This is a genomic window from Cryobacterium psychrotolerans (assembly GCF_900101115.1).
Classification (GTDB): domain Bacteria; phylum Actinomycetota; class Actinomycetes; order Actinomycetales; family Microbacteriaceae; genus Cryobacterium; species Cryobacterium psychrotolerans.
In genome coordinates this window covers 56,842-81,773 of record NZ_FNFU01000004.1, presented here as the reverse complement: position 1 = coordinate 81,773, position 24,932 = coordinate 56,842, and the positions used below count along the sequence as shown (strand labels likewise).

General features: G+C 69.1%; 23 protein-coding genes and 1 tRNA gene. 12 read left to right on the top strand and 12 right to left on the bottom strand.

Annotated elements, in window-relative coordinates; genetic code table 11:
* Positions 1-54: 54 nt before the first annotated feature.
* The gene (locus BLQ39_RS05105; protein ID WP_241986913.1) at positions 55-888 is read left to right on the top strand and encodes a nitrilase-related carbon-nitrogen hydrolase; all 834 of its coding nucleotides are present in this window, start codon (positions 55-57) and stop codon (positions 886-888) included.
* A 4-nt stretch (positions 889-892) separates the two neighbouring features.
* Positions 893-2,590 carry a flavin monoamine oxidase family protein gene (locus BLQ39_RS05100; protein WP_092322247.1) on the top strand — a complete coding sequence of 566 codons (1,698 nt, stop codon included), beginning with the start codon at positions 893-895 and terminating at the stop codon, positions 2,588-2,590.
* Between the two features lie 65 nt (positions 2,591-2,655).
* On the opposite strand, the gene BLQ39_RS05095 is transcribed toward BLQ39_RS05100, so the two are convergent.
* Complete coding sequence (locus tag BLQ39_RS05095; protein ID WP_092322245.1) at positions 2,656-3,195, bottom strand: gamma carbonic anhydrase family protein; 540 nt, start codon at positions 3,193-3,195, stop codon at positions 2,656-2,658.
* A 40-nt stretch (positions 3,196-3,235) separates the two neighbouring features.
* Between BLQ39_RS05095 and BLQ39_RS05090 the strand changes: the two genes are divergently transcribed.
* The 5 genes from BLQ39_RS05090 to BLQ39_RS05070 all read left to right on the top strand — a co-directional run bounded on the left by BLQ39_RS05090 (position 3,236) and on the right by BLQ39_RS05070 (position 8,988).
* Positions 3,236-3,712: a YbaK/EbsC family protein gene (locus BLQ39_RS05090; protein WP_092322244.1), complete on the top strand. Its 477-nt coding sequence runs from the start codon at positions 3,236-3,238 to the stop codon at positions 3,710-3,712.
* A 31-nt stretch (positions 3,713-3,743) separates the two neighbouring features.
* Positions 3,744-4,640 (top strand): ABC transporter substrate-binding protein, encoded by an 897-nt coding sequence (locus BLQ39_RS05085; RefSeq protein ID WP_092322242.1) that lies wholly within the window; start codon positions 3,744-3,746, stop codon positions 4,638-4,640.
* Positions 4,641-4,686: 46 nt separating this feature from the next.
* Positions 4,687-5,634, top strand: coding sequence for an aldose 1-epimerase family protein (locus tag BLQ39_RS05080; protein WP_092322241.1), 948 nt, complete (start codon positions 4,687-4,689; stop codon positions 5,632-5,634).
* A complete protein-coding gene (locus tag BLQ39_RS05075) occupies positions 5,627-6,919 on the top strand; it encodes a DUF445 domain-containing protein (RefSeq protein WP_241986914.1) in 1,293 nt (430 codons plus the stop codon). Before BLQ39_RS05080 ends, BLQ39_RS05075 begins: the two co-directional genes overlap by 8 nt.
* A 161-nt stretch (positions 6,920-7,080) precedes the next feature.
* Entirely contained in the window at positions 7,081-8,988 is a 1,908-nt protein-coding gene (locus tag BLQ39_RS05070) for a PKD domain-containing protein (RefSeq protein ID WP_092322239.1), read from the top strand.
* A gap of 24 nt (positions 8,989-9,012) precedes the next feature.
* Here the strand turns inward: BLQ39_RS05070 and BLQ39_RS05065 are convergent, their stop codons facing one another.
* The 3 genes from BLQ39_RS05065 to BLQ39_RS05055 form a co-directional block, all read right to left on the bottom strand.
* Positions 9,013-10,659, bottom strand: a complete 1,647-nt coding sequence (locus BLQ39_RS05065) for an AMP-binding protein (protein WP_092322238.1) — start codon at positions 10,657-10,659, stop codon at positions 9,013-9,015.
* Between the two features lie 116 nt (positions 10,660-10,775).
* Complete coding sequence (locus tag BLQ39_RS05060) at positions 10,776-11,957, bottom strand: MarP family serine protease (RefSeq protein WP_092322236.1); 1,182 nt, start codon at positions 11,955-11,957, stop codon at positions 10,776-10,778.
* 113 nt (positions 11,958-12,070) lie between these two features.
* A tRNA-Lys gene (locus BLQ39_RS05055) sits at positions 12,071-12,143 on the bottom strand.
* 91 nt (positions 12,144-12,234) lie between these two features.
* On the opposite strand from BLQ39_RS05055, the gene BLQ39_RS05050 reads away from it, so the two are divergent.
* From BLQ39_RS05050 to BLQ39_RS05035, 4 genes are all read left to right on the top strand, one after another.
* Positions 12,235-12,864: a DNA-directed RNA polymerase subunit beta gene (locus tag BLQ39_RS05050; protein ID WP_092322235.1), complete on the top strand. Its 630-nt coding sequence runs from the start codon at positions 12,235-12,237 to the stop codon at positions 12,862-12,864.
* A 307-nt stretch (positions 12,865-13,171) separates the two neighbouring features.
* On the top strand, positions 13,172-13,756 hold the full coding sequence (locus BLQ39_RS05045) for a sigma-70 family RNA polymerase sigma factor (RefSeq protein WP_241986915.1): 585 nt from the start codon (positions 13,172-13,174) through the stop codon (positions 13,754-13,756).
* The gene (locus BLQ39_RS05040; RefSeq protein ID WP_092322232.1) at positions 13,753-14,607 is read left to right on the top strand and encodes an anti-sigma factor; all 855 of its coding nucleotides are present in this window, start codon (positions 13,753-13,755) and stop codon (positions 14,605-14,607) included. Before BLQ39_RS05045 ends, BLQ39_RS05040 begins: the two co-directional genes overlap by 4 nt.
* Before the next feature lie 63 nt (positions 14,608-14,670).
* On the top strand, positions 14,671-15,558 hold the full coding sequence (locus tag BLQ39_RS05035) for an aminodeoxychorismate lyase (protein WP_092322230.1): 888 nt from the start codon (positions 14,671-14,673) through the stop codon (positions 15,556-15,558).
* Positions 15,559-15,566: 8 nt separating this feature from the next.
* On the opposite strand, the gene pstB is transcribed toward BLQ39_RS05035, so the two are convergent.
* The 8 genes from pstB to BLQ39_RS04995 all read right to left on the bottom strand — a co-directional run bounded on the left by pstB (position 15,567) and on the right by BLQ39_RS04995 (position 24,491).
* On the bottom strand, positions 15,567-16,346 hold the full coding sequence (pstB, locus tag BLQ39_RS05030) for a phosphate ABC transporter ATP-binding protein PstB (protein ID WP_092322229.1): 780 nt from the start codon (positions 16,344-16,346) through the stop codon (positions 15,567-15,569).
* Between the two features lie 20 nt (positions 16,347-16,366).
* Positions 16,367-17,455 carry a phosphate ABC transporter permease PstA gene (pstA, locus tag BLQ39_RS05025; RefSeq protein ID WP_092322227.1) on the bottom strand — a complete coding sequence of 363 codons (1,089 nt, stop codon included), beginning with the start codon at positions 17,453-17,455 and terminating at the stop codon, positions 16,367-16,369.
* Entirely contained in the window at positions 17,455-18,399 is a 945-nt protein-coding gene (gene pstC, locus BLQ39_RS05020; RefSeq protein WP_092322226.1) for a phosphate ABC transporter permease subunit PstC, read from the bottom strand. The genes pstA and pstC overlap by 1 nt, the downstream gene beginning before the upstream one ends.
* Before the next feature lie 135 nt (positions 18,400-18,534).
* Positions 18,535-19,620 carry a phosphate ABC transporter substrate-binding protein PstS gene (gene pstS, locus BLQ39_RS05015; protein ID WP_092322224.1) on the bottom strand — a complete coding sequence of 362 codons (1,086 nt, stop codon included), beginning with the start codon at positions 19,618-19,620 and terminating at the stop codon, positions 18,535-18,537.
* 152 nt (positions 19,621-19,772) lie between these two features.
* On the bottom strand, positions 19,773-20,711 hold the full coding sequence (locus tag BLQ39_RS05010; RefSeq protein WP_092322223.1) for an NUDIX hydrolase: 939 nt from the start codon (positions 20,709-20,711) through the stop codon (positions 19,773-19,775).
* Entirely contained in the window at positions 20,708-22,882 is a 2,175-nt protein-coding gene (locus BLQ39_RS05005) for an RNA degradosome polyphosphate kinase (RefSeq protein ID WP_092322222.1), read from the bottom strand. The genes BLQ39_RS05010 and BLQ39_RS05005 overlap by 4 nt, the downstream gene beginning before the upstream one ends.
* Before the next feature lie 57 nt (positions 22,883-22,939).
* Positions 22,940-23,824, bottom strand: a complete 885-nt coding sequence (gene mshD, locus BLQ39_RS05000) for a mycothiol synthase (RefSeq protein ID WP_241986916.1) — start codon at positions 23,822-23,824, stop codon at positions 22,940-22,942.
* A complete protein-coding gene (locus BLQ39_RS04995) occupies positions 23,799-24,491 on the bottom strand; it encodes a winged helix-turn-helix transcriptional regulator (protein ID WP_174775319.1) in 693 nt (230 codons plus the stop codon). The genes mshD and BLQ39_RS04995 overlap by 26 nt, the downstream gene beginning before the upstream one ends.
* Positions 24,492-24,564: 73 nt before the next feature.
* Between BLQ39_RS04995 and BLQ39_RS04990 the strand changes: the two genes are divergently transcribed.
* On the top strand, positions 24,565-24,828 hold the full coding sequence (locus tag BLQ39_RS04990; protein ID WP_092322217.1) for a hypothetical protein: 264 nt from the start codon (positions 24,565-24,567) through the stop codon (positions 24,826-24,828).
* Positions 24,829-24,932: the final 104 nt, after the last annotated feature.

Here is a 24,932-nt window from a genome sequence, read left to right as displayed (position 1 = left end):
CGGGCCCCCGGCACATCCGGGGCACGATGGAGGCAGAGCGACCGAGGAGGTCCGGTGGATCGCCAGCCAGGGCACGACACCCGGACCGTCCGGCTGGCCATGCTCCAGGCGAGGGCGGAGCCGCTGGCCCTCACGGAGAACCTCGCCCTGGTCGACGCCTCCGCCCTCGAGGCCAGGGAAGCCGGAGCGGACCTTCTGCTCACGCCGGAACTGTTCGCCACCGGGTATGCACCGACGCTGATCGCCGAGTCCGTCTCGGCGGCGTCGGTCGCGGGCGCCCACGAGTCGCTCCGGGCGATCGCGGCGAACCGGGGAATCGCGCTCGCCTTCAGCCTGCCCGGACCGGGCCCGGCCGACGAGCGGGAGATCACGGCGACCCTCGTCGACAATACCGGCACGGTCATTCTCGGCTACGCCAAGTCCCACCTGTTTGGGCCGGCGGAGCGCTCCAGTTTCCGGCCGGGCGCGGAGGCGCCGCGGGTCGCGGAGCTGCTGGGCCTGCGCATGGAGTTGCTGATCTGCTACGACGTCGAGTTCCCGGAGACGGTGCGTGCCGCGGCGCTCCGGGGCGCCCAGGTCGTGCTCGTGCCGACCGCCCTGGCCGCGGGGTACGAAAACGTCGCCCGGGTGCTCGTGCCGGCCCGCGCGCTCGAGAACTCCCTGATCGTCGCCTACTCGAATCACGTCGGCGTCGAGGACGGACTCGAGCTGGCCGGTGCGAGCGTCGTCGCCGGGCCGGACGGAAACCTCCTCGTCGACGCGGGGAGCGCCTCCGGCCTCGTCTACGCCGACCTGTCGGTCCCCGACGTGGACGTGGACTACCTCGCCGACCGCAGACCCGGGCTCTACCGAGCCTGGGAACAGAACCGCACGACTGAGGAAACGTGAATCAATGACCCTGGCAACCAATCTTCCGCACACACCCCTCTCCGGCGAGGCCGGCGGGCTGCCGATCACCATGCTGAACCCGGACTTCCCGTTCAGCTACGACCACTACCTGGCGCATCCGGCCGGACTCGGCGAGGTGCCCGCACTCAAGCACGGCACGAAGGTCGCCGTGATCGGGGCCGGGTTGTCGGGCGTGATCGCCGCCTATGAACTCCTGAGGCTCGGCCTGCACCCGGTGCTCTACGAGGCCGATCGCATCGGCGGACGGCTGAAGACGCAGGGGTTCGCCGCCGCGCCGGGTGTCGTCGCCGACCTCGGCGGTATGCGGTTCCCCGAGTCGGGCCGGGCGTTCTACCACTACGTCGACACGGTGGGCCTCGAGACCCGGGAATTCCCGAATCCGCTCTCCGACGTGACGCCGAGCACGTTGATCGAGCTCGAGGGCGAGTCGTGGTATGCGGAGACGGACGAGGACCTCCCGCCGTTCTTCACCGAGGTGGCGGATGCCTGGCGCCGCGCCCTGCTCGAAGACGCTGACCTCGCCGCGATCCAGGGTGCGATCCGGCGGCGCGATGTCACGGGGATCAAGAAGATCTGGAACCGGCTCGTGGCCGAGCTCGACGAGCAAACCTTCTACGGTTTCATCGGCGCCAGCGCGGCCTTCCGGGAGAAGAGCTTCGCCCACCGGGAGGCGTTCGGGCAGGTCGGCTTCGGCACGGGCGGCTGGGACACCGACTTCTCCAATTCCATCCTCGAAATCCTCCGGGTCGTCTTCACGGACGCCGACGACAAGCACCGGCGTATCGTCGGCGGGGCGCAGCGGCTGCCGGACGGACTCTGGACGCACGCACCGGAGAACATCGTGCACTGGCCGGCCGGGACGACACTGTCGAGCCTGCACAACGGAGTGCCCCGCGGCGCGGTGGCGTCCATCCGGCGCGGGCCGGGCGGCGGCATCCGGATCGGCGAGAAGTGGGGCGGGGCCAGCGAATTCGAGGCCGCCATCGTGACCTGCCAATCATGGCTGCTCTCCGCGCGCATCGACACCGAAGAGGGCCTGTTCCCGCCGAGGCTGTGGACCGCCATCGAACGCAGCCACTACATGCAGTCCTCGAAGACATTCGTCATGGTGGACCGCCCGTTCTGGAACGACATCGACCCTGAGACCGGCCGCCACGTGCTGAGCATGACGCTCACCGACCGCCTGCCCCGGGCGACGTACCTGATCGACGACGGACCGGACAAACCCGCGGTGATCCTGCTCTCATACACCTGGAACGACGACGCACTGAAGTGGCTGTCGCTGAGCGCGGACGAGCGAACGACGCTCATGCTGCACTCCCTGCGTCAGATCTACCCGAAGCTGGACATCGGTTCGCACATCGTCGGCGAACCGATCACCGTCTCCTGGGAGGCCGACCCCAACTTCATGGGGGCGTTCAAGAACAACCTGCCCGGCCACTACCGGTATCAGGAGCGTCTCTTCGGCCACTTCATGCAGGACGAGCTTCCGGATTCCCAGAAGGGCATCTTCCTCGCCGGCGACGACATCTCGTTCACCGCCGGCTGGGCGGAGGGTGCCGTCACGACCGCGCTCAACGCGGTCTGGGGAACGGTGAAACACCTCGGCGGACGCTCCGCGGCCGGCAACCCCGGCCCGGGGGACCTGTGGGAGGAACTCGCGCCCGTCGTCCTGCCGTAGTCAGGACGCGCCCGGGCTCGCGCACGCCGGCTCCAGCCCCGGATGCGCGCCGGCTGCGCCCCGGATCAGTCCTGGATGGCTGCGCGGTGCAGGGCGGAGTGCCTGAGGTACTCCTCGGCGTTGTGGCGGTTGCCGGCGATCTCGTCGTCCGTCAGGGCCCGGCGCACCTTGCCCGGCACCCCGGCGACCAGAGAGCCGGGGGGAACCACGGTTCCCTCGAGCACGACCGCGCCGGCCGCGATGAGGGAGCCGGCGCCGATGACGGCGCCGTTCATGACCGTCGACGCCATGCCGATCAGCACGTCGTCTTCGATCGTGCAGCCGTGCAGCACCGCGCCGTGGCCGACCGACACATTGCGCCCGACGGTGAGCGGGTAGCCGCCGTCGACGTGGCAGGACACGTTGTCCTGCAGGTTCGACCCCTCGCCGATCGTGATCGGCTCCGCCTCGGCGCGGAGCACGGAGTTGTACCAGACGCTCGCCCGCCCGGCCAGGGTGACCCGGCCCACCAGGACGGCCCCCGAGGCCACGAAGGCGGAGTCGGCCACGCTCGGGGCGGGAAGGTTCGGGAGCACGATGATGCGCGCGGAAGGATCGATTGCCATACCCGCAGCCTAGTCGCGGCCGCCGTTTAGACTTTCGGGCATGGTGAACACCGAACATCCCGCCGTCGACCTCGTTCGCAGCGCGCTCGGCCGGCACGGCCTCCACCCCGAGATCCGCTGGTTCGACGAGGCGGCCACCACCGCCCAGGCCGCGGCAGAGGCCCTCGGCATCGAGATCGGCGCGATCGCCAACTCGCTCATCTTCACCCTCGACGGCGAGCCGCTGCTCGTGCTCACCAGCGGCGCCCACCGGGTCGATGCCGCGTGGCTGGGGGAGCAGCTGGGCGGCACGATCGGGCGGGCCTCCAAGGAGACCGTCAAACAGGCGACCGGGCAGGTGATCGGCGGGGTCGCGCCGGTGGGGCATCCGTCGCCGGTGCGCACCCTGGTGGATGTCGCGCTCGCCGGCTACCCCGTCGTATGGGCGGCCGCGGGCCACGCCCACACGGTGTTCCCGACCACGTTCGACGAGCTGGTGCGCATCACCGGCGGCAGGGCCACCGCCGTCGTCCCCTAGGGTGGGACCACTCCCAACCAAAGGATCGTCCATGCGCGCTCGTCATGCCCTCCCCGCCCTCGCCGCCATCGCAACCCTGTTGCTGACCGGCTGTGTCGACAATTCCGCGCCGAGCGCGGAGGGGAGCCCGGCACCGTCCGGGACGGTCGTCGAGAAGGATGACGCGGCCGCCGCGCTCCTGCCGGACTCGCTCGCGAAGGCGGGAACCCTCGTCTTCGGGACCAGCCCGAACTACGCGCCGAATGAATTCAAGAACGATGCGGGCGAGCCCATCGGCTGGGCCATCGAGGTCAGCGACGCGATTGCGGCGAAGCTCGGGCTTACCCCGAGCTACACGATCGCCCGGTTCGAAAACATCATCCCCGGGATCGTCGGAGGCACGATCGACGTCGGCCAGTCCTCCTTCACCGACAACCTGGAGCGGGAGAAGCAGGTCGACTTCGTGAACTATTACACCGCGGGCATCCAGTGGGCCTCGGCCACCGGCAAGACGGTGGACCCGGACAATGCCTGCGGACTCAAGGTCGCCGTGCAGTCGACGACCTACCAGGACACCGTCGAGATCCCGGAGAAGAGCGCCGCCTGCGTGGCCGCGGGCAAGAAGCCGATCGAGAAGGTTGCCCTGGACACTCAGGATGCCGCCGCCACCGCCGTGACGCTCGGCCAGGCCGACGCGTTCACCGCTGACTCGCCCGTCACCCTCTATGCGATCGAACAGCTCAAGGGCAAGCTGCAGACCGCGGGGGAGACCTTTGACGCGGCGCCCTACGGCATGGCCGTCGCCAAGGATTCCGGCATGGCCGAAGCCGTGCAGGCGGCGCTGCAGTCCATGGTCGACGACGGCTCCTACGCCGAGATCCTCGAGGCCTGGGGAGTTTCGGACGGTGGGATCGACACGATCACGATCAACGCGGCCTCGAAGGGCTAGGGTCCGCGCCGGCGCGAGGCGCTCCGGGCCGGAATAGGCTGAACCCATGCGCGCAGCAACGGGACACCAGTACGAATTGACGGCGGCGACGCCGGCCGGGCCGGCCCGGGCGACCGTCACCGAGGTCGCGGCCGGCCTCCGGGCGTATTCCGTTGGCGGCATAGACCTGGTCGAAACCTTCCCGTCCGAGGCGGTGCCGCCGAAGGCCGCCGGGATCGTGCTGGTTCCCTGGCCCAACCGCATCCGAGACGGCGTCTGGGTTCACGACGGCGTGCAGCGGGAGCTCGCGCTGACCGAGCCGGCCCTGCGCAACGCCAGCCACGGCCTGCTCCGGTTCGCTCCCTACCGCGAGCTCGACCGCACGGCGGGATCGGTCACCCTCGGCGCCACGGTCTTCCCGCAGACCGGCTACCCGTTCCAGCTCGACACCGAGGTCACCTATACCCTGGCCGCCGACGGCCTCGAGGTCACCCACGTTCTGCGGAACGTCGGGCAGGCGGATGCCCCGGTCGCCCTCGGCGCCCACCCGTACCTGAAGATCGGCGACGTGCCCACCGGCGACCTCGTGCTGCGGGTCGCGGCCGGTACCCACATCGACGTCGACGACCGGCTGAACCCGGTCGGCGAGACGCCGGTCGACGGCACCCCCTTCGACCTCCGGAACGGCCAAACGGTGCGGGACCTCGACCTCGACGACGGCTTCGGCAGCGTGGCGTTCACGAACGGGCGCACGGAGCACTCGCTCACGGCGCCGGACGGACGCCGCGTCGTGCTCTGGGGCGATGAGAACATGCGGTACGTGCAGGTGTTCACACCGCGGAACTTCCCGGTCAGCGCCGAAGGAAGCGAACCCGTGCGCGGGCAGGCCGTCGCGATCGAGCCGATGACCGCGCCCGCCAACGCCTTCAACTCAGGGGCCGGCCTGCGCGCCCTGGCGCCGGGCGAGTCCTGGACCCTGCGCTGGGGCATCCGTCACGAGGGCTTCGGTGGCTGACGCGCGGACGGCCCCGGCCCGGCCCGCCCTGGGCCCGCAGGACGCGGCCCGCCGGGCGGCCCTCACGAGGATGAAGCGCCTCGCGGCCGGGCTGCTCGGCGTGATGGCCGTCGTCTTCGCCGTCTCCTTCGCCCTGCAGGAGCGCTACCCGGCGCTGGAGTACGTGCGGGCCGCGGCCGAGGGCGGCATGGTCGGCGCGATCGCGGACTGGTTCGCGGTGACCGCGTTGTTCCGCTACCCGCTCGGGCTGCGCATCCCGCACACGAACATCATCGCCCGGCGCAAGGACGAGATCGGCGCGAGCCTGGGCGAATTCGTCGAGACGAACTTCCTCTCCGAAGTCGTCGTGCGCGGCAAACTCGAGTCCCTCGGGGTGTCCCGGCGGCTCGGCGGCTGGCTGGGTCGGCCGCAGAACGCCCGGCGGGTCGCCGACGAACTCGCGGTCGCGGGCACGGGCATGCTCCGGCTGCTCGGCGACGAGGCCGTGAAGGACCTGATCGAGGCCGTGGTGCGCGAGCACCTGCTGCGCCCGGAGTGGGCGCCGAGCCTCGGCCGGGTGGGTTCGCGCCTGGTCGCCGCGGGGCAGCAGGAGGCGGCCGTCGACGCGGTGCTCGAACGCACCGAACACTGGCTGGCCGCTCACCCGGAGGCATTCGGGGATGCCGTGTCCCAGCGGCTGCCGCGCTGGCTGCCCGGTTTCGTCGGCGAGATGGTCGACGACAAGGCCTACCGGGAGGTGCTCGGCCTCGTCGCCGCGGTGCGAGCGCAGCCCGGGCATCCGCTCCGGCAGGCGATCGACCGGTACCTGGCCGAACTGATGAGCGACCTGCAGCACGACCCGGACACCATCGCCCGGGTCGAGTCGTTGAAGGCCGGCCTGTTCGACAACGCCCGGCTGCGTGAGTTGGCCGGCGAGGCCTGGGAGTCGGCCAAGGCGACGCTGGCGGACGCCCTGGCCGACCCGTCGAGCGGCCTGCGCGCCGGCATCCAGTCGACCGTGACGGATGTCGGGGAGCGGCTGGCCGAAGACGCCGCCCTCGGCGCCCGGATCGACCGCTGGCTGGCCGACGCGCTCAGCCACCTCGTGCAGAGCTACCGCCACGAGATCGCCGGGGTGATCACCGAAACCGTCGAACGGTGGGATGCCGCCGAGACGTCCGAGAAGATCGAACTGCAGGTGGGCCGGGACCTGCAGTTCATCCGGATCAACGGCACGGTCGTCGGCGCGCTCGCCGGATTGGTGATCTTCGCGGTGGCCCAGGGAATGCTCGCCCTGACCCGCTGATCCGCTGACCCGCCGGGCGCTCCGCGGCCAATCTCCTTATGGCCGTAGCGGAGACTCGCGCGCCCGGTGTACCGTTTTTGCTGTCCGGACCTCCTTCGACTCGTGCATGTCGCAGGCTCCGTCGTCGTCATCGTGGGCAGCGCGCCCGGCTTGGAGCATCCGTGCGATCCAGGAAATTCGTCCCCGTCATTGCAGCGGCGCTCCTGCTGGCCGGCCTCCCGCTGGCCGCCGCCCCGGTGCCGGCCGCCGCCGCCGATTCGTTCTCCTTCGCGGTGATCGGCGACGTGCCGTACGGGTCCGCCCAGATTGCGGCATTCCCCCGTCAGATCGACCAGATCAATGCCGACCCTACGGTTCAGCTGGCCAGCCATCTCGGCGACATCAGTAGCCCCCTCAATTGCACCGACTCGTACTACTCGGCGATCAAGACACAGTTCGACCGATTCGTCGACCCCTTCGTCTACACTCCCGGCGACAACGAATGGGCCGATTGCCACCGCGCGACCGTGGGGAAGGCCAACCCCCTGGATCGGTTGAGCGCTGTGCGCAGGACGTTCTTCCCGGCCCCGGGAACAACGCTGGGGATGAACCGGATCGGCGTCAGCGCGCAGTCAGGGTACCCCGAAAACGTGCTCTTCGACGCCGGCGGGATGACCATCGCGGCCGTGCACATCGTCGGCTCCAACAACGACCTCAACACGTGGACGGGCCTGGGCTACTCATCGCCGACGACGGCGCAGAAGGCGGAGGTGACCGCCCGGACGAACGCCGGCAACACCCTGATGCGCGACGCCTTCGCGCAGGCCAGGGCCAACGGAAGCCGTGCCGTGGTCCTGATCACGCAGGCGGACATGTTCGCCCCCGGAGCGGACGGCTCGACCTACCGAACCGCCTTCCAATCGCTCGTGAAGACGATCGCAGCCGAGAGCCTGAGCTTCGCCAAACCGGTCTTCCTGGTCAACGGGGACACCCACAACTGGGCCAGCGACAAGCCCCTGATGTCGTCGACCTGGCGCTCCTACTATGGCGTCGCATCCGCTGTGCCGAACCTGTCCAGGATCACCGTCAAGGGCGGCACCAGCGAGTGGACGAAGTTCACCGTCGTGGCCGATGCGGCGGTGCTGAAGGTCCAGCGCATCCCCTTCGGCGCCGTCGCGTCGAACGCGGCGCCCGTCGCGGCGTTCACGAGCAGCGCGAATGCCCTGACCGCGACCGTGAACGGGTCGGGGTCCACGGACGCGGACGGGACGATTGCGTCCTATGCGTGGACCTTCGGTGACGGGGCGACGGCGACCGGCGTGACGGCGAGCCACACCTATGCCGCCGCGGGTACCTACCAGGTCACCCTGACGGTGACGGACAATGCCGGCGCCACGGGTATGGTCGGCCACGCTCTCACGGTGTCCGAGGTCACACCGCCGCCCCCACCACCGCCGCCCGCGGGGTCGACATTGGCGCAGGACTCGTTCACCCGAACGGTCAGCAATGGCCTCGGGTCGGCCGAGATCGGTGGAGCCTGGACGACGTCCGGCACGGCGGCCAACTTCGCCGTCGACGGCGGCGCAGCCGCAGTGACCAGCCCGGCCGGGTCGAACCGGTTCGCGTACCTGGACGGCGTGTCCTCCAGCGACACCGAGCTCAGCGCAACCGTGTCCTTCACCAGGCCGACGGCCAGCAGCATCTATGCGGGCCTGATCGGGCGGCGCGTGGGCGCGGCCACCTACGGCGCGCGCGTCGTCGTGGATGCGAACGGATCGGTGAAGCTGCAGCTGCAGCGCAGCACGAACACGGTGCTGCTCAGCACGACCGTCCCAGGCCTGACCTACCTCTCAGGCGACCGCCTCCAGCTTCGCGTGCAGGTGACGGGACTCTCGCCGACGACGATCCGGGCCACGGTATGGAAGGTCGGCACGACCGAGCCGGTCGCCTGGCAGCTCACCGCCACCGACTCCACCGCCGCGCTCCAGTCTGCGGGAGGCATCGGCCTGTACAACTACCTGAGCGGCAGTGCCAGCCCCACCTCCCTCGTCGTCTCCTTCGACGACCTCCGGGCCGGTCCCACCGGGTAGTTCCGGGGCACGGGCCCCGGGCGCTCAGGCACCCAGGCGCATCCGGGCGATCGCCTCGTCCCGCATGTCGATCTTGCGGATCTTGCCGGAGACCGTCATCGGGAAGCTCTCCCGGACGTCCGTGAACCTGGGCACCTTGAAGTGGGCGAGTCGGCCGCGGCAGAAATCGGCGAGGTCGTCGGCCGAGATCATCTCGGCGCCGGGCTTGAGGATGATGCAGGCCATCAGTTCCTCCCCGTACTTCTCGTCGGGGACGCCGATGACCTGCACGTCCTGGATGGAGGGGTGCAGGTAGAGGAACTCCTCGATCTCGCGCGGGTAGATGTTCTCCCCGCCGCGGATGACCATGTCCTTGATCCGGCCCTCGACGCTGATGTACCCGGCCTCGTCCATGACGGCGAGGTCGCCGGTGTGGATCCAGCCGTCGCCGTCGATCGCCTCGGCGGTCTTCTCCGGCTCGTTCCAGTACCCGGAGATGACGCTGTAGCCGCGCGTGCACAGTTCGCCGATGACGCCGCGCTCCACCGTCAGGCCGGTGTCCGGGTCGACGATCTTGTTCTCCAGGTGCGGCATGGTCCGGCCGACCGTCGACGTGCGGCGGTCGATGCCGTCATCGCTGCGGGTCATCGTCGAGACGGGCGCGGTCTCCGTCATGCCGTAACAGATGGCCACATCCTTCATGTGCATCTCGCCGATGACGCGCTTCATCACCTCGACCGGGCAGGTCGACCCGGCCATCACCCCGGTACGCAGGGTGGAGAGGTCGTAGTCGGCGAAGTCGGCCAGCGCCAGCTCGGCGACGAACATGGTCGGGACGCCGTAGAGCGAGGTGCCCCGATGGTCCTGCACGGCCTGCAGCACCGCGGCCGGGCTGAAGCTGCGGCCGGGGAGGATGGCCGCGGCGCCGTGCGAGTAGATATTGAGGTTGCCGATGACCATGCCGAAGCAGTGGTAGAACGGCACGGCCAGCACGACCCGGTCCTGCTCGGTGTAATCGAGCAGCTCGCCGATGAAGAATCCGTTATTGAGGATGTTGCGGTGCGTGAGCGTGGCGCCCTTGGGGAAGCCCGTGGTGCCCGAGGTGTACTGCAGGTTGATCGGGTCGGTCGCTTCGAGTCCGGCCAGGCGCGCGGCCAGCTCCGCCGGGGCGACGTCGGCCGACCCGGCCGCCACCTCGGCGTAGCTGAACTCGCCCGGACGCCGTGCGTGGCCGTCGGGCTCGATGAAGACGAGCTCGGCCAGGTCCTCGCAGTCCTGGTGCGCCGTGCGCGCCATCGCGGCGTAGTCGCTGTTCTTGTCCGACGGGGCGGTGATGAGCATGCGCATCCCGCACTGCCTGACGACGTATTCCAATTCGCCGTAGCGGAACGCCGGGTTCACGTTAACGAGGATCGCTCCGACCTTCGCGGTGGCGTACTGCACGATCGTCCACTCGGCGCAGTTGGGCGACCAGATGCCGATCCGGTCGCCGCGCCGGACCCCGAGGGAGAGCAGGCCGCGGGCCAGCGCATCCACCTCGGCGTTCAGGTCGGTGTAGGTCCATTTTCGGCCCGTGGCGGCCTCGATGAGGGCGTCACGATCGCCGAACAGCGCCACATTTCGTTCGAAATCCACACCGATGGTGCATTCGAGAAGCGGCTGGTCTGACGGTGCGTCGGTGTACGAGAGCATGCAGGATCTCCTTTGATCGCCGGGCCAGCCTCAGCGAAGAGAGTGACAACTGCTACCGAGCAACGTACCAATGGCGGCCCCAGGCGCACGAATCGCCGCGGTGCTGCCGGGTACAACTAGTCGTTGACACAGTGACCGGATGCGACCGGTGAGCTAAGCGATGCCGCCCGGGCCGCGACCGGCGCGAGTTCCTCCATCGCCAGCGCGTAGCCGACGTTGGGCGTGTCCTCGGCCTTGGCGAAGATGACGCCGGCCACCTCTCCGCCGAGGCTGAGCAGCGGCCCGCCCGACTCGCCCTGCTGCACGTCGGAGGCGAGCGTGTAGACCTGCCGCGGCGACGGGTTCTGGCCGTAGATGTCGGCCACGCCGACCGAGGCGACGGAGAGCACCTCGGCCGGATCGGAGTCGAAGGGGCCGCCGAGGGGGTAGCCGTCGGTGACTGCCTCGGTTCCCGGCGCGAGGTTCCCGGTCAGCTGGAGCGGGGCTGCGGTGAGGCCGCTGACCGCGATCACGGCGAGGTCGTCGACCGGGTCGAAGTAAACCACCCGGCCCGGCAGGGCGCCGCCGCCCGGCACCTCGACCACAGGTTCGCTCACGCCGGCGACGACGTGCGCGTTCGTGACGACGCGGCCGGCGGCCACGACGAAGCCGCTGCCCGACTGGTTCTGCCCGCACGCATAGGCGTTCCCGGTGATCTTCAGCACCGACCGCGCCGCGGTGACAAGGGCGGGGCTGCCGGTATCGACAGTGGGGATGTCCGGGCTGGGACCGGTGAAGGCCTCGACGATGCGGGGCAGCCCATCCTCCACTGCGCTCGAGCGAAGCTGGGCGAGGAAGCGCTCCACCGGGTCGGGGGTCAGCTCGTTGATCGTCCGGACCGTTCCGGACGAGGCGATCGCCGGCGACAGGAACGGCACCCCGAGGGCGCCGATGCTGAACGCCAGCATGGAGATCACCAGGGCGGTCGCGACCAGGGCGACGCCCGCGCCGAGCACCCGGTCGACCACGCGGAGTCTCGTGCGGTGCGCGCGGCGACGGATGGCGTGGCCGATCGACTCCCCGACCGTGAAGCCGCCGAGCACGAGCACCAGTGCGGCCCCCAGGGTCACCGGCGTGCGCCATTCCGGTGCCTGAATCCAGGGCCCGATCAGCGGAACGAGGAAGAACGCGACGGTGCCGCCGGCGACGATCCCGGCGATGCCGCTCAGGCTGCGCACCAGGCCGCTGCGATAGCCGTTGACCAGCGAGGCGACGAGCACGAGCACGAGCAGCACGTCCAGGAGGATCGGGTCCTGCATTCGGCATCCTCTCGTATCGCTCGTAGTGTTCGCGGGCCGCGATCAGGATAACCGAGGGAACTGGGAGCGAAGCTGCCTGATTCGGCGCCGGAGGCGCACGAGAGGCGCGAGGGTGGGCCCCGTCGGGCTCGAACCGACGACCCAAGGATTAAAAGTCCTTTGCTCTACCAACTGAGCTAGAGGCCCGCGGGTAATAATCTATCGCGGATTTCCCGGAGCTTTTGTCGGTACCGTTGATGCAGGCCCACGACCATCCGACAAACCGAGGGAGGACACGATGGCAGAGGACTTCCACAAGCCGACCCAGTTCTCCGGCAGCAAGTTCGAATCGTTCCAGGGCGGGGACGACCCGGCGTCGATCAGCCGCGTCGCCCATGAAACCGCCCAGGCCCTCCTGGCCCGCGTGCGCAGCGACCCGGATCCGCGCATCGTCGAGCGCCTCATCGCGTACACCGACGAGCACGGAATCGACACGGTCGCCGAGCTGTGGTCCCGGGCCACGCCCCGCAGCCTGCCCGGCGCGCTCTGGCGCATGTACCTGATTCGGCTGCTGATCCGGCAGGACCCCGACGGCACGGCGTTCCTCTACCAGCGTGGGGTGGACGTGACCGTGTCGATCGACCCCGTCGTGGCGGGCGCGTCGATCCCGACGGGACCGGCCGAGATCATCGCGGTGGCCGACGAGATCCTCCGCGGCGCGTTCTCCGGCGACTTCGCCGTCGCACTCGACCGCGCCGCCGCGTTCTGCCGGGTCACCGGAGCCGGGTGCACGAGCGTTGCCGACGACCTGGATGCCACCGAGCCGGCCCGGTCGTCCGAGCTCACCACGCGGGCGCTCCGGTTCTCCACCACCGCCCAGGACTTCGCCGCCTGCGCCCGCCTCTGGCGCCACCACTCGCTCGACTGAACGAGCCGCCCCGGGCGAGGCCATCGCTCAGGGCGAACAGCGCGCCGACCGCGGCCGACCTCGTTTACACTGGGTTATGGTCGGGCCGCAGTAACCCCGGGCTCCAATATTCGCCGCCTAGAGCGGCCGCACGCCGAGAGGCGTTCTGCGGCCCGACCTTCACCTCCGGTCGTCCACCTCCGGTCGTCCCACGCGACTGTCGAGGGGGCCACCGGTTGCCCGGACACGAGACATTCGACCAATCCGCGCGGGACTCGGCACCGAACCCTCTACATGGAACATGACGAGACCTGACATGCTTGTTCTCATGACTGCCGACTCCACGTACGACTCCGAGTCGACGGCTCCTGCCACCAGGAAGGAGCTGCTCGGCCGGATCGCGCACGGGGACCAGGCGGCATTCGGAGAACTGTACGACGAGATCGCCCCGCGGGTTCTTGGCCTCGTCAAACGCCTGCTGGTCGACCATGCACAGTCCGAAGAAGTGACCCAGGAGATCTTCCTGGAGATCTGGCAGAGCGCTACACGGTTCGAACCGACGCGTGGCGGGGCATCGACCTGGATTATGACGATGGCCCACCGGCGGGCGGTCGACCGGATTCGCGCGTCGCAGGCCGGGCGCGACCGGGACCAGAAGATCGGAATCCGCGATCTCGCGGTCGAATACGACCATGTTTCCGAAACCGTAGAAGTTCGAATCGAGCACGAAAGGGTGAAGAAGGCGATGTCCAGACTGACGGAACTCCAACGCGAGGCGGTCAGCCTCGCGTACTACGGCGGGTTCAGTCACAGCGAAGTCGCCGAACGCCTGGACATTCCGCTCGGCACCGTGAAAACCCGTCTGCGTGACGGGATGATCCGCTTGCGAGACGAATTGGGGGTGGCGTCATGACCGAGCAGAAGCAGAACCCGGCCGACCTGTCCGGCGCCTATGCCCTGAACGCGCTCGGCGCGGACGACAAGGCCGTCTACGAGGCGTACCTGGCCGGATCCGACGAGGCCAGGACCGAGGCGGCGGAGCTCGGCGAAACCGCGCTCGCGCTCGGCCTGGCGGCGGACCCGGTCCAGCCGTCCGAAGGCCTCAAGGCGAGCCTGATGGCCCGGCTCGCCTCCACCCCGCAGCTGCCCCCGCTTCCCGTGCCCGAGGCCGCTCCGGCCGAACAGTCGGCGCCCGAGGCCGCTCCGGCCGCCGGCGTGACCGAGTCCGGCGTCGGCGTGCCCGCCGCGGCGCCCGCCGAGCGCTCCACCAGGCGCTCCGCCGCGGCCGACCGCGCCCAGAGGCGCTGGTTCCAGCGCCCGGCCGGGATGCTGGTCGCCGCCGCGGCAGCCGTCGCCCTGTTCGCAGGCGGTACCTTCGTCGGCCAGGCCCTGAACTCGAACCAGTTCGAGCAGCAGCAGGCGGCCCAGCTCGCCGAGATCAACGCCGCTCCCGACGCCCAGCGCGCCGCAACCACGACCACGGACGGCCAGCCGGCCACCCTGGTCTGGTCGGGTGAGCTCGGGCTGTCGGCACTGATGGTCCAGGACCTGCCCGCGCTGTCGGCCGACCAGGACTACCAGCTCTGGTACATGAACGACGCCGGGGCGGTCCCCGCCGGAACGTTCGACTCGACCGGATCCGGAACGGTCTGGCGGGTGCTTGAGGGCACCATGCATGCCGGCGACCAGGTCGGCGTGACCGTCGAGCCGCAGGGCGGCTCGCCGCAGCCCACCTCGGCGCCGATCGTCGCCATCCAGAGCTGACACTCAGAGCTGACACTCGCCAGCGGCCCTGCCCGGGCCCGGAGATCCCAGTAGGCTCGGGGCATGAACCTGCCCTTCACCCTGCTGATCGACCCGGTGCCCGCGGATTCGTCCCGCACAAACTTCGAGGACACCTTCCACGAGATGGACTCCGCCGCACCGGCGTTGCGGGTGGGGGAGCTCAGCACGCAGCGCGGCGACGGCATCTTCGAGACGCTCAGCGTGGTCAACGGCCACCCGCAGGAGGTCGAGCCGCACATCAGCCGCCTGGTGAACTCCGCCCAGATCTGCGAACTCCCGGTACCGAATCCGGCCCAGTGGCGCGCGGCCATCGCCCACGCGGTGGACCGTCTTCCCAAGGGCGGCGAACTCGCCCTCAAGTTCGTGCTGAGCCGCGGCGTCGAGTCGGGGCCGGCGCCGACGGCCTGGCTGCATGCGACCAGGGCGCCCGACTACCGCGCCGTTCGCGACCAGGGTGTGCGCGTGATCACGCTCGACCGCGGCTACCCGCGGGGGGTCGCCGAGGTCGCGCCCTGGCTGCTCATGGGCGCCAAGACGCTCAGCTACGCGATCAACATGGCCGCGCTGCGCGAGGCCAAACGCCGCGGCGCGGACGACACCATCTTCGTCACCCACGACGGCTACGTGATGGAGGGACCCACCTCGAGCGTGGTCATCCGCTCGGGCGGCAGGTACGTCACCCCGGCGCCGAGCGGCGCCATCCTGCACGGCACCACCCAGCAGAGCCTGTTCGAGTACCTGGAGGCGGCGGGGGAGAGCGTCGAATACCGCGACATCCCGGTCGACGAGCTGCGGGCAGCGGATGCCGCCTGGCTGGTCTCCAGCGTGCGCCTCGCCGTCGCCGTGACCGAGCTCGACGGCGCACCGTTCCCGGTCGACGCCGAGCGCACCAGCGCCTTCAACGCCTACCTGCTCGGCCGCACCGCCTGACGGGCGGGTTAGCCGAAGCGGCCGGAGACGTAGTCCTCGGTGGACTGCACGCTCGGGTTGGAGAAGATCGTGGTCGTGTCGTCGTACTCGATCAGCTTGCCCGGCTTTCCGGTGCCGGCGATGTTGAAGAAGGCCGTGCGGTCGGAGACGCGGGATGCCTGCTGCATGTTGTGTGTCACGATCACGATCGTGTAGTCGGCCTTCATCTCCTCGATGAGGTCCTCGATCGCGAGCGTGGAGATGGGGTCGAGCGCCGAGCACGGCTCGTCCATCAGGATGACGTCGGGCTCGACCGCGATCGCGCGGGCGATGCAGAGGCGCTGCTGCTGGCCGCCGGAGAGGCCCGAACCCGGCCCGTTCAGGCGGTCCTTGACCTCGTTCCAGAGGTTGGCGCCGCGGAGGGACTTCTCGGTGAGGTCATCTGCGTCGCCCTTGGACATCCGTCGGTTGTTGAGCTTCACGCCGGCCAGCACGTTGTCCTGGATCGACATGGTGGGGAACGGGTTCGGGCGCTGGAACACCATGCCCACCTGGCGGCGAACGAGCACCGGGTCCACGCCGGGACCGTACAGGTTGTTGCCGTCGATGAGCACCTCGCCCTCGACGTAGGCGCCCGGGATGACCTCGTGCATGCGGTTGAGGGTGCGCAGCAGGGTGGACTTGCCGCAGCCGCTGGGCCCGATGAAGGCCGTCACGCTGCGGGGCTCGATCGTCAGGGAGACCCCTTCGACGGCGAGGAACTTGCCGTAGAAGGCGTTGAGGTCGGTGACTTCGATGCGCTTGGACATGTAATCCTTCGAGTTGACGGCTAGCGGCCGAGCTTGGGGGAGAAGATCTTGGCGATGAGCCGGGCGAGGCCGTTGAGCACCATGACGATCAGGATGAGCGTCAGCGCGCCGGCCCAGGCCCGGTCGATGTAGGCCTGCGCGTCGGTGCCCTGGTTGGCGTACTGGTTGTACACGAACACCGGCAGCGTCATCATCCGCTCGCTGAACAGGTTGTAGTTCATGCTCGCCGTGAAGCCGGAGATGATCAGCAGCGGCGCGGTCTCGCCGATCACGCGGGAGATCGAGATCATGACGCCGGTGATGATTCCGGCGATGGATGTCGGCAGCACGACCTTGACGATCGTGAGCCACTTCGGAACCCCGAGCGCGTACGCGGCCTCACGCAGTTCGTTGGGCACGAGCTTGAGCATTTCCTCGCTCGAGCGCACGACCACCGGAATCATCAGCACGCACAACGCGATCGCCCCACCGAACCCGAAGCGGATCCCGGGGTCGTCGAACAGGAGCGAGAAGAGGGCGAAGGCGAACAGCCCGGCGACGATCGAGGGGATCCCGGTCATCACGTCGACGAAGAACGTGATGCCGCGCGCGAGGCGGCCGCGCCCGTACTCGGTGAGGTAGATCGCGGCGAGCAGCCCGATCGGAACCGAAATGATCCCGGCCAGTCCGGTGATGAGCAGTGTGCCCACGACCGCGTGCAGGGCGCCGCCGCCGGCGCCGACCACGTTGCGCTGCGACGACGTGAAGAACGTCGGCGTGAGGAACGCGGGCAGGCCGTTGGTGACGGTCGTCACGACCAGTGACACGAGCGGCAGGAGCGCGACCACGAACGCTGCCGTCACGAGGGCGGTGACCAGGCGGTCCTTGGCCTTGCGCACTCCCTCGACGAAGTAGGAGAGCAGGTAGATGGCGATGCCGTAGAGCACGGTGCCGAAGACGAGCGTGCCGGCGATGTTGAAATCCTCGCTGGCTCCCGACAGCTGCAGCATCAGGAACACGGCACCGGCCACCAGCCAGCTCGCCGCCAGGACGGCCAGGGACGTGTGCTTGGGGAGTTTGCCGGCGGTGAGCGAGTTGGTGAGCGGCGCGCCGACGGTGGTGGTGCTCATCAGTTCGCTCCCGAGAATGCCTTGCGGCGGTTGATGATGTAGCGGGCGAGCATATTCACGGCGAGGGTGATGACGAACAGGATCAGCCCGGTCGCGAGCAGGATGTTCACGCCGACGCCGTGCGCCTCAGGGAAGTTCAGCGCGATGTTCGCCGCGATGGTGGTCGGGTTCTGCGAGGTCAGCAGCTGGAAGATGACCTGGGGGCTCGGGGAGAGCACCATGGCGACGGCCATGGTCTCGCCGAGGGCGCGGCCGAGGCCGAGCATGGCGGCCGAGATGATGCCCGCGCGTCCGAAGGGGAGCACGGCCATGGTGATCATTTCCCAGCGGGTGGCGCCGAGGGCAAGGGCGGCTTCCTCGTGCAGGACCGGCGTCTGCAGGAAGACCTCCCGCGAGATCGCGGTGATGATCGGCAGGACCATGACGGCGAGGACGATCGCGACGGTGAAAATCGTGCGGCCGGTACCGGAGACCGGCCCAGCGAAGAGCGGGAACCAGCCGAACCATTCGACCAGGGTGCTGTAGAACGGCTGAAGCATGGGCGCCAGCACGCCGATGCCCCACAGGCCGAAGACCACGGACGGCACCGCGGCGAGCAGGTCGATGATGTAGCCCAGGCCCTGCGACACCTTGCGCGGAGCGTAGTGCGAGATGAACAGCGCGATTCCGATGGCCACGGGGATGGCCATGATCAGCGCGAGCAAGGCCGACCAGAGGGTGCCGAACGCGAGCGGCCAGACGTAGGCCCAGAAGTTGGACACGCCCGGGTCGAAGTCCTCCGGGACGGCCAGGAATGCCGGGATGCTCTGCACGAACAGGAAGATGGCGACGGCGGCGAGCACCGCGAGGATGAGACTGCCGGCCACGATCGTGGCGGTGGAAAAGACCCGGTCGCCGACCCGCTGGGTGGTCCGGAGTGCATCGCGGTCAACTGCGGTGGTCATTGCCGGTGTCTCCCTGGAGCGCTTGGGTGAAGTCGTTGTAACGGGGGAATGGAGCCGACGGCCACAAACCCCAGTCTGCCCGACCCGTCAGCCGCATGCAATGCGACGTTCCGGGCCGGGCAGGTTCGAGTTGTGTTACTTGACGGTTTTCAGTACCGCCGCGACCTTGTCCTGCAACTCGGTCGAGAGCGGGGCGGCTCCGGCGGACTTGGCCGCCTCGGCCTGTCCCTCGGCGCCCGCCATGTAGCCGACGTACTCCTTGACGAGTGCGGCCTTGTCGGCGTCGGCGTACTCGGTGCAGACGATCGCGTAGCTCACCAGAACGAGCGGGTAGTGCGTCGCGTCGGTGGTCTTGCGGTCGAGGGCGATGGCGAGGTCGCTGGCGTCGCGGCCCTCTACGAGGGGCGAGTCGTTCACGACGGCGGCCGCGGCGTCCGCGGTGTAACCGACGAACTTGTCGCCGACCTTGATCTTTGCGACGCCCAGGTCTCCGGCGCGTGAGGCGTCGGCGTAGCCGATGGTGCCCACGCCATTGGTGACGGCGTCAACGACACCGGAGGTGCCCTGCGCGCCCTCGCCGGTCTTGTACGGGAACGGGTCTTCGGCCTTTTCGGTCCACACATCGGGCGCGTTCTGGCCCAGGTAGTCCGCGAAGTTCTTCGTGGTGCCCGAGTCGTCCGAGCGGTGCACGGCGGTGATCGGCGTCGACGGGAGCTTCGCGTCCTTGTTCAGGGCGGCGATTGCCGGGTCGTTCCAGGTCGTGATGTCGCCCTTGAAGATCTTGGCGAGCGTGGCGGCGTCCAGGTTGAGGTCGGTGACTCCCTCGACGTTGAAGATCACGGCGATCGGCGAGATGTACACGGGCAGGTCGACTGCCTTGGCGTCGGGGGCGCAGGTGGCGAACTCGCCCGCCAGCTCTTCGTCCTTCAGGAACGAGTCCGAGCCGGCGAAGTCGGAGCCGCCGGAGATGAAGGCTTCGCGGCCCGCTCCGGAGCCGGAGGGGTCGTAGTTGATCGTGACGTCGGGGTTTGTCGTCTGGAAGGCGGCGGTCCACGCTTCCTGTGCTGCCTGCTGCGAGGAGGCGCCGCCGGCGTTGATCGTGCCGGACAGGTCGCTCGCGGCCTTGTCGGGGGCTGCGCCCTCGTTGGCGGCGCAGGAGGAGAGTGCGAGGGCGGCTGCGATAGCGATGACCGCGGGTCGGCCATACTGCTTGAAATTCACGAGGATCCCTTTCGAGGGTTGAATGCAAGTGACTAACTGCTGGGCAGGGCCGGTGCTGGCCCGCGAGCTACGCTACCCGGGCGGGTTAACGGACCTCCCCCCGGTTGGTGAACGGGAGGTGAACGGCTGCGGGCAACCTGCCACCGACCGGGTCACACCCGGGGCGAATGAGTTTCTATTGTGATGATGCCCGAACTCGGGTTATCCGTCGACAGGTGAACGACCGAGAATCCGCCGGGTTCGAGGTCGGCGGCATCCGCAATGTAAACGCCGATCGTGGTTCCGGTGGCCAACGCGATTTCGCGCAGGATCTCCGGGAGCACCGGGCCGTGGCTGCAGAGCACGGCCGTCTTGCGGGCCCGAACCCGTTTGCCGATTGCCGCGCGCACATCGCCGGTGCCCTCCTCGAAGGCCTCCTGGCTGAGTCGCTCGGTGCGCTTGATCTTCATGCCGGTGGCTGCGGCCAGGGGAGCGACGGTCGTCACGCACCGCGTCGCGGTGCTCGTGAAGATCCGACGGGGCCGCCACGCGGTGATCGCCTCCACGATTCCGGCCGCCTGCTGCACGCCGTGTTCGGTGAGCGGTCTCGTGCTGTCCGGCCCTTCCCAGCTGCGCGGCGGCGCGGCCTTCGCATGGCGCAGGGCGATGAGGGCGAACGTGTTCGTGACCCCGTTGTCGACCAGCCGGGCGAACGACTCGAGAATTTCGACGTCGGCGCCGTAGCTCAGGTAGGTCCTGGCCTTCTTGATCGTGACCCACTCGATCGCGGCGACCTCACCGTTGGGCACGAACGTCGAACGCCGGATCGCCTCCGGGGTCACCTCGGCGGCCCAGTAGTGCACGATCTTCTCCCGCCCGCCCGGCAGGTCGTAGTGCGATACGCCCAGCGGCACGCCGAGCGCGACGGCCAGGCCGGTCTCCTCCTCGATTTCCCGCACGGCGGTGCGGGGGAGGGACTCGCCGGGGTCGACCTTCCCCTTGGGGATGGTCACGTCGCCGTGCACGGTCCGGTGGATCAGGAGCACGTGCGGCTTGCCCTCGACGAGTCGCCAGCACACGGCGCCCGCCGCGTATACCGCGGTCTCGGTCATCGGCGGCCCACCGGGCGCTTGCGGTGAATCGTCTGTTGCATGAGCCGGTTCTGCATGTCGTCGAGCGGGTGGCCGGCGTCGTCCTGGTGATGGCGCGTCCACTCCCCGGTCGCGTCGAGCCACCACGAGGACGTGCGGTCGTCCATTGCCCGGGTGAACAGCGCGTCGATCTCGGCGAGATGCTCGGAGTCGACCAGGCGCACCAGCGCCTCCACCCGACGGTCGAGGTTTCGGTGCATCATGTCGGCGCTGCCAATGTAAACCTGCGGGTCGCCTCCGGTGTGGAAGGAGAAAATCCGTGAATGCTCGAGGTAACGGCCCAGGATCGACCGCACCCGGATGTTCTCGCTCATCCCGGGCACGCCGGGTTTCAGGCTGCAGATGCCGCGCACCCAGACGTCGACCCGCACCCCGGCCTGGCTGGCCCGGTACAGGGCGTCGATGATGGCCTCGTCGACCATGGAGTTCACCTTGATCCGGATGCCCGACGGCTTGCCGGCGACGGCGCTGGCCGTTTCGTCCGCGATCCGCTTGAGCAGCGCCCTGCGGAGGTGCAGCGGGGCGACGAGGAGACGCTTGAACTTCTTCTCGATCGCGTAGCCGGAGAGTTCGTTGAAGAGTCGGGTGAGGTCCTTGCCGACCTGGGGGTCCGCGGTCAGGAGCCCGAGGTCTTCGTAGAGGCGGCTGGTCTTCGGGTTGTAGTTGCCCGTGCCGATGTGGCTGTAGTGGCGCAGCACGCCCTGCTCGTTGCGCACGACCAGGGCCAGCTTGCAGTGCGTCTTCAGGCCCACGAGCCCGTAGACGACATGCACCCCGGCCTTCTCCAGCTTCCGCGCCCAGGAGATGTTGGCCTGCTCGTCGAACCGGGCCTTGATCTCGACCAGGGCGAGCACCTGCTTGCCCGATTCCGCCGCGTCGATGAGCGCGGACACGATGGGGCTGTCGCCGGAGGTGCGGTACAGCGTCTGCTTGATGGCGAGCACGTTCGGGTCGGCGGCGGCCTGTTCGAGGAAGGCCTGCACGCTCGTCGCGAACGATTCGTACGGGTGGTGCAGCAGGATGTCCTGGCGGCCGATGGCGCTGAAGATGTCCGGTTCGGCGTTGGGCTCGGCCGGCATGAGCTGCACGGCCGTCGTGGGCACATGCCTCGGGAAGTGCAGGTCCGGCCGGTCGATCCGCAGGTCGAACAGGCCGCCGAGGTCGAGCGGCGCGGGCAGCCGGTAGACCTCGTGCTCGGTGACATCCAGCTCCCGCACCAGCAGGCCCAGGGTGACGTCGTCCATGCTCTCGGTGATTTCGAGCCGGATGGGCGGGCCGAACCGGCGGCGGAGCAGTTCCTTCTCCAGCGCCTTGATCAGGTTCTCGGTCTCGTCCTCGTCGATTTCGACGTCCTCGTTGCGGGTGACGCGGAAGACGTGGTGCTCGAGGATCTCCATCCCGGGGAAGAGGTCGCCGAGGTGGTTCGCGATGAGGTCTTCGAGGGTGATGAAGCGGAGGTTCTCGACGCCCTCGGCGGGGTCGACCCGCACGAAGCGGGGGAGCATGGTCGGAACCTTGAGCCGGGCGAACTCCTGCTTGCCGGTCTTCGGGTTGCGCACCCGCACGGCGAGGTTGAGGGAGAGTCCGGAGATGTAGGGGAACGGATGCACCGGGTCGACCGCGAGGGGCATCAGGACCGGGAAGACCTGGTTGCCGAAGTAGTTGCGCAGCGACGCGCGCTCGGCTTCGCCGAGGCTCTCCCAGCGGACGATGTGCACTCCGGCGTCGGCCAGGGCGGGGCGCACCAGCACCTCGAACGCCCTGGCGTGGCGATCCTGCAGCACATGCGCGGCGCGGGAGATGTCGGAGAGGGCTTCCTGCGGCGCCCGGCCGATGTTCGTGGGCACGGCCAGCCCGGTCAGGATGCGGCGCTTGAGCCCGGCCACGCGCACCATGAAGAACTCGTCCAGGTTGCTCGCGAAGATGGCGAGGAAGTTCGCCCGCTCGAGCACGGGGAGGTCCGGGTCCTCGGCCAGCTCCAGCACGCGCTGGTTGAAGGCGAGCCAGCTGAGCTCGCGGTCGAGATACCTGTCACTGGGCAGCGCGGGGTCGTTCTCGCTGACCAGCGGGTCGAAATCGTCATCAAAGTCGCTGCCGAGGCCGGAGTCCGCCTGGATGTTATCGCCGTCCATCTGTCCATCCTTACACCGCAGCCCGCGCGCGGGTGACGAAGGCTCGTCGACGGCCGCTTAACTCGGCAGCCGGCGGTACTGGACGTCGACCGTGTGATCGGTGAAGCCGAGCGAGCGATACAGGTTCACGGCCGGGGTGTTGTGCGCCTCAACGTAGAGCGTCACCGACGTGCAGCCGCGGTCCCGGAGGCGCTCCATCCCGGCGAGCAGCAGCGCGCGGCCGAGGCCGCGGCCGGCGGCATCCGGGTGGACGCCGACCACATAGATCTCGCCGCTCGGCGACCCCGGCTCGATCTTGAGCCAGGTGTAGCCGATCAGCGCCCCGGTGGCTTCGTCGCGGGCGAGCAGGAAATCGCCCGGGTCGAACCACGGCTCCGTCTGCCGGGCCGCGAGGTCGGCCAGGGTGAGCGAGCCCTGTTCCGGGTGGCTCGCGAAGACGAGTGCGTTGAGGGCGACCCATTCCTCGTCGTCCACGCCGGGGCGGAACGCGCTGATCCGGGCGCCGGAGTGTGCGGCCGGCGCGGCCTCGGCCGGGATCTCACGGGTCAGCGAGGCGCCCAGCTGAAGCAGGGTGCGAGCGGCGGCCAGGCGGTAACGATTGGCCAGGACGCGCGCGGCCGGATGGTCCCCGTGCGACCAGGCGGTGAGCTGGTCGGGTGCGTCGGCCAGGATCTGCCGGAGGGCTTCGCCGCCGTGGCCGTGGCCTCGATGGGCGGGCGCGATGACGAAGTCGAGTTCGCCCTGCCCGAGGATCGCGGCCCCGACAGGCTCGTCGCCCACGGAGATCAGCAGCGGGGTGCGGCGGCCCGACGCGAGGTCGAGCATCGCCTGTTCGTTGAACGGCGGGTGGCCGTCGACCGCGGTCGCAGCCGCGGCGACGGACTCGAAGCGCGCCCGGGTGGCGGCATCCGACAGGTCAGGAACCGTGAGTGTGAGGGACACGTTCGTCCTCCTCCTCGCTGACATTGAAGCGGTACCCGACGTTTCGCACGGTGCCGATGACCGACTCGTGGTCGCCCAGCTTCGCACGCAGGCGCCGGACGTGCACGTCGACCGTGCGCGTGCCGCCGAAGTAGTCGTAGCCCCAGACCTCGCTGAGCAGTTGTTCCCTGGTGAAGACGCGCGAGGGGTGGGCGGCCAGGAAACGCAGGAGCTCGAATTCCTTGTAGGTCAGGTCGAGCGGCTTGCCGTGCACCTTGGCCGAGTAGCTGGCCTCGTCGATGACGATGCCGGCCGCCCGGATCATCGGCGACGTCGCGGTGACCTGCGCGCGCCCGACGGCCAGACGGATGCGCGCGTCGACCTCGGCCGGTCCCGCGGTGTCGAGGATCACATCGTCGACGCCCCAGTCCGGGCTGACCGCGGTGAGGCCGCCCTCGGTGATGACGACCAGGAGGGGGACCGAAATCCCGGTGGTCCGGAGGATCTGGCAGAGCGACCGGGAAGCCATCAGGTTGTCCCGCGCGTCGACCAGGATCAGGTCGGACTCGGGCGCCGAGATCAGGTGGTGCGGTTGCGCAGGGATGAGCCGCATGCCGTGCGACAGTAACTGCAGGGCGGGAAGAACCTCATTGTTGACCGCCGAGGTCAGGATCAACAACTGCGCCACGCGCATCCTCCAAGTTCGGTGCGCCCCATACTACCTGCCGCGGAACCGGCCCGCGGCAGGGCACAATGGGAGGGTGAGCTGGCAGTGGAAGAGCATCGGGGTCGTGTGGCTCCTCGCCGTCGTGTGCGCGGTACTGACCGGGATCTTCTCCGCCCGGGGCCAGGAACTCGTCTGGATCGGCCTGTCCCTGGCCGGCTGCACGCTCGCCACGCTCTGCGTGCAGCTCGCGACCGGGCGCAAGGAAGGCTACGTGAACCGGGTCACCTCGAGCGTTGTCGGCGCGGTCGTCGTGCTCGCGTTGGCGACCGGATATTTCGCCGTCATCGGACTCGGTTAGAGTCCGGCCCCCTCTCGACGGGTAGACTCAAGCCATGTCGACGATCGCACTCGAACTTCTCTTTCTGGGCCTGCTGGCGCTGGCCAGCCTGGCGATCGCCGGGG

What these genes read in the sequence shown, in the direction of transcription:
- BLQ39_RS05100 (WP_092322247.1), top strand. Translation starts at nt 893, where the DNA reads ATGACCCTGGCAACCAATCTTCCGCACACACCCCTCTCCGGCGAGGCC.
- BLQ39_RS05095 (WP_092322245.1), bottom strand. Translation starts at nt 3,195, where the DNA reads ATGGCAATCGATCCTTCCGCGCGCATCATCGTGCTCCCGAACCTTCCC.
- BLQ39_RS05090 (WP_092322244.1), top strand. Translation starts at nt 3,236, where the DNA reads ATGGTGAACACCGAACATCCCGCCGTCGACCTCGTTCGCAGCGCGCTC.
- BLQ39_RS05085 (WP_092322242.1), top strand. Translation starts at nt 3,744, where the DNA reads ATGCGCGCTCGTCATGCCCTCCCCGCCCTCGCCGCCATCGCAACCCTG.
- BLQ39_RS05080 (WP_092322241.1), top strand. Translation starts at nt 4,687, where the DNA reads ATGCGCGCAGCAACGGGACACCAGTACGAATTGACGGCGGCGACGCCG.
- BLQ39_RS05065 (WP_092322238.1), bottom strand. Translation starts at nt 10,659, where the DNA reads ATGCTCTCGTACACCGACGCACCGTCAGACCAGCCGCTTCTCGAATGC.
- BLQ39_RS05060 (WP_092322236.1), bottom strand. Translation starts at nt 11,957, where the DNA reads ATGCAGGACCCGATCCTCCTGGACGTGCTGCTCGTGCTCGTGCTCGTC.
- BLQ39_RS05050 (WP_092322235.1), top strand. Translation starts at nt 12,235, where the DNA reads ATGGCAGAGGACTTCCACAAGCCGACCCAGTTCTCCGGCAGCAAGTTC.
- BLQ39_RS05045 (WP_241986915.1), top strand. Translation starts at nt 13,172, where the DNA reads ATGACTGCCGACTCCACGTACGACTCCGAGTCGACGGCTCCTGCCACC.
- BLQ39_RS05040 (WP_092322232.1), top strand. Translation starts at nt 13,753, where the DNA reads ATGACCGAGCAGAAGCAGAACCCGGCCGACCTGTCCGGCGCCTATGCC.
- BLQ39_RS05035 (WP_092322230.1), top strand. Translation starts at nt 14,671, where the DNA reads ATGAACCTGCCCTTCACCCTGCTGATCGACCCGGTGCCCGCGGATTCG.
- pstB (WP_092322229.1), bottom strand. Translation starts at nt 16,346, where the DNA reads ATGTCCAAGCGCATCGAAGTCACCGACCTCAACGCCTTCTACGGCAAG.
- pstA (WP_092322227.1), bottom strand. Translation starts at nt 17,455, where the DNA reads ATGAGCACCACCACCGTCGGCGCGCCGCTCACCAACTCGCTCACCGCC.
- pstC (WP_092322226.1), bottom strand. Translation starts at nt 18,399, where the DNA reads ATGACCACCGCAGTTGACCGCGATGCACTCCGGACCACCCAGCGGGTC.
- BLQ39_RS05010 (WP_092322223.1), bottom strand. Translation starts at nt 20,711, where the DNA reads ATGACCGAGACCGCGGTATACGCGGCGGGCGCCGTGTGCTGGCGACTC.
- BLQ39_RS05005 (WP_092322222.1), bottom strand. Translation starts at nt 22,882, where the DNA reads ATGGACGGCGATAACATCCAGGCGGACTCCGGCCTCGGCAGCGACTTT.